We start from the raw sequence: 3,468 nt of genomic DNA on the forward strand, positions 1-3,468 counted from the left end.
CCCACGCTGGCGTTTGGATTGACGGAGGTACACCGTGATGGTTCGCAGGTAACGGAGTCCCGTCGGATGCTGACACCGGAGCTGAATGACTGCCTGCGCAGTCAGGCCCGGCGTTTTGGGGTCAGTCTGGCGGCCCTGTGTCATCTGGCCTGGGCACAGGTATTATCGCGTACCAGTGGTCAGGAGAAAGTGGTGTTCGGTACCGTCCTGTTTGGGCGGATGCAGGCGGGAGAAGGAACCGAGAGTAGCACAGGGTTATTTATCAACACGTTACCATTGCGACTGGATATCGATGATACCCCGGTGCAGGAGCGGGTGCGGGAAACACATCACCGGTTAGCGGGATTGTTGACGCATGAACATGCTTCACTGGCGTTGGCCCAGCGTTGCAGTGGAGTCGCCAGTGGAACGCCGTTGTTTAATGCCTTGCTGAACTACCGGCATAATGCCCCGTTGACGGCTTCAGATGAGCCCCTGAAGGGTATTGAATTTCTGGGCGCACAAGAGCGGACTAACTATCCGTTTGCCCTGTCGGTGGAGGATTTTGGGGATGCTCTCGGTCTGACGGCTCAGGTAGTACAACCCTTTGAGTCAGCACGGCTATGCGACTATATGCAGCAGGCGCTGGAAAGTCTGGCGGAAGCGCTGGAACATACGCCGGACAGGCCGGTTCGGGCATTGGAAATTCTGCCGGAAGCGGAACGTACGCTGTTGTTAAAAACCTGGAACGCGACAGAGACCGTATACCCTGATTCATTGTGTATTCATCAGTTGTTTGAACAACAGGTGGAGAGAACGCCTGATGCCACAGCACTCATATATGAGGAGCAGACACTCAGCTATGCCGAACTGAATACCCGGGCTAATCGGCTGGCTCATCAGTTGATTATGTTAGGAGTAGAACCGGATCAACGAGTAGCGATTTGTGTCACACGCTCACCGGCGATGGTGATAGGACTACTGGCGGTGCTGAAAGCTGGAGGGGCTTATGTGCCACTGGATCCAGCTTATTCTAGTCAGCGTTTGGTTCATATTCTGACCGACGCTGCACCAGTTATTTTGCTGGCAGATGATGTCGGGCGTGTTGCATTGGGTGAAGAAGCTCTTGAAGGACTTAATGTATTAAACCCAAATACTCTGACTGAACAATTAGAGAGCAATCCGCAGGTTCCTGAGTTGATGTCACAGCATTTGGCGTATGTGGTTTATACTTCTGGCTCTACTGGTACACCCAAAGGGGTAATGGTGGAGCATCGTGGGGTGGTTAACTTAGCTCTGGCACAAATCGGTCGATTTGATGTTGATGAAACTAGCCGAATATTGCAGTTTGCTTCATTGGGTTTTGATGCCAGTGTTTCGGAAATTATGACAGCGTTGAATAGTGGAGCCTGTCTAGTCATCCCTATTGATACGATTCGTCAGGATCCGCATCGCCTTTGGCATTATTTGGAAAAACAACGGGTAACACATGCTTTCCTGACACCGGCTTTATTCGAGCAAGAGGCAGATTTACCAATAATAACGATAAAGCCCACGTTAGTATTTGCAGGAGAGGCCCCCAGTTTGACATTGTTCCAAACGTTGTGTGGCCTGGTGACACTATTTAATGATTATGGCCCGACCGAAACTACTGTTTGCGCCACAACTTGGCTTTGTCCGTCGGATTATACGGACGCATTGGTTCCTATAGGACGTCCGACGACTAATACACGTATTTATCTGTTGGATGCCCATGGCTATCCAGTGCCGCTAGGGGCGGTGGGTGAGCTGTATATTGGTGGTGTGGGTGTGGCGCGGGGTTACCTGAATCGCCCTGACTTGACTGCTGAACGATTCTTGGCTGATCCGTTTAATGATGAGCCAGGTGCGCGGATGTATCGCACTGGAGATTTGGCGCGTTACCTGCCGGATGGCAATCTGGTATTTATTGGCCGTAATGACTATCAGATAAAAATTCGCGGTTTCCGAATAGAATTGGGAGAAATTGAGGCCCGATTGACAGAACATCCAAAGGTCTGTGAGGCACGAGTGTTAGTTCAGACTGAAGGACCGTATAAGCGTTTAGTCGCTTATGTGGTAGCGCAAGAAAATGATGGATTAGTTAATAGCTTACGTGAGCACCTGAGTAACTTATTGCCAGATTATATGATGCCGGCAGCCTTTGTCCGTTTGGATGCCTTCCCGTTGACGTTGAACGGCAAATTGGATCGTAGGGCATTACCGGCTCCAGAGGCAGATGCTTTTGCTCGTCAGGTTTATGAAGCACCTCAGGGAGAGGTGGAAATTATATTAGCGGCTATCTGGTGTGATTTGTTGGGCATTGAACAGATTAGCCGATATGACAATTTCTTCGTTTTAGGGGGGCACTCTCTACTGGCTGTGCGGATGGTAGAGCGCTTACGTAAACGAGGGTTAACGTTGGCGGTGCGAGATTTATTCCAATCGCCGGTGCTGGCTAAACTGGCCAAGGAGGTGGTGCAATACCGGGTTTTGGAAGCGCCTGCTAATGCTATCATGTCGACAACTACAGCAATAACGCCAGAGATGTTGCCGCTGATTGATCTAACTCAATCTGAGATTGATCTCATTATAGGGAAAGTGCCGGGCGGAATCGCTAATATCCAAGATATCTATGCGTTATCACCATTGCAGGACGGTATTCTATTTCACCATTTGCTCGCCAATGAAGGCGATCCGTACCTGTCAGTAGGCCAGATATCCTTTACTGATCGGGGGCTATTAGATCGTTATCTGGCGGCGGTTCAGTGGGTGGTTAATCGACATGATATTCTGCGCACTGCCTTTATCTGGCAAGGCTTATCCGTTCCGAGCCAGGTGGTGTGGCGTCAGGCTCCTTTGTCTGTGACTGAATTAACATTAGATCCAGCTGATGGGAAGATCAGCGATCAGCTCATTCAGCGCTTTGATCCCCGTCAATATCGTCTTGACCTTAGTCAGGCACCTTTGTTGTGTTTTGTGGTGGCTCAGGAGGAAGATGGCTCTTGGCGGGTATTAGAATTACTACATCATTTGATTGGTGATCATACGACCCTGGAAGTGATGCAAAGTGAAGTTCAGGCCTATTTTGCTGGGCGAAGAGACAGTTTGCCAGCTCCAGTACCTTTCCGTAATCTGGTGGCGCAGGCCCGTCTTGGTATTAGTCAGGCAGAGCATGCACGTTTCTTTACCGACATGCTGACCGGGGTAGAAGAGCCGACGTTGCCATTTGGGGTAACAGAAGTGCATCATGATGGTTCACAGGTCATAGAATTTCATCAGATATTGACGACTGAGTTAAATGATCGTTTGCGTGCTCAAGCGAAGTGTTTGGGAGTCAGTTTGGCGACGTTATGCCATGTAGCTTGGGGGCAAGTATTGGCGCGCACCAGTGGACAACAAAAGGTGGTGTTTGGCACGGTATTATTTGGACGTATGCAAATGGGGGAAGGAGCTGACCGTGGGATGGGA

At 50.1% G+C, this 3,468-nt stretch carries 1 protein-coding gene; it reads left to right on the forward strand.

Going from position 1 to position 3,468, the window contains the following annotated elements; genetic code table 11:
• Nucleotides 1–3,468 (forward strand): non-ribosomal peptide synthetase (locus OO184_RS24595; RefSeq protein WP_265381414.1); only part of this gene is annotated, 3,468 nt, incomplete at both ends.

The organism is Photorhabdus aballayi (assembly GCF_026153155.1).
GTDB classification, from domain to species: domain Bacteria; phylum Pseudomonadota; class Gammaproteobacteria; order Enterobacterales; family Enterobacteriaceae; genus Photorhabdus; species Photorhabdus luminescens.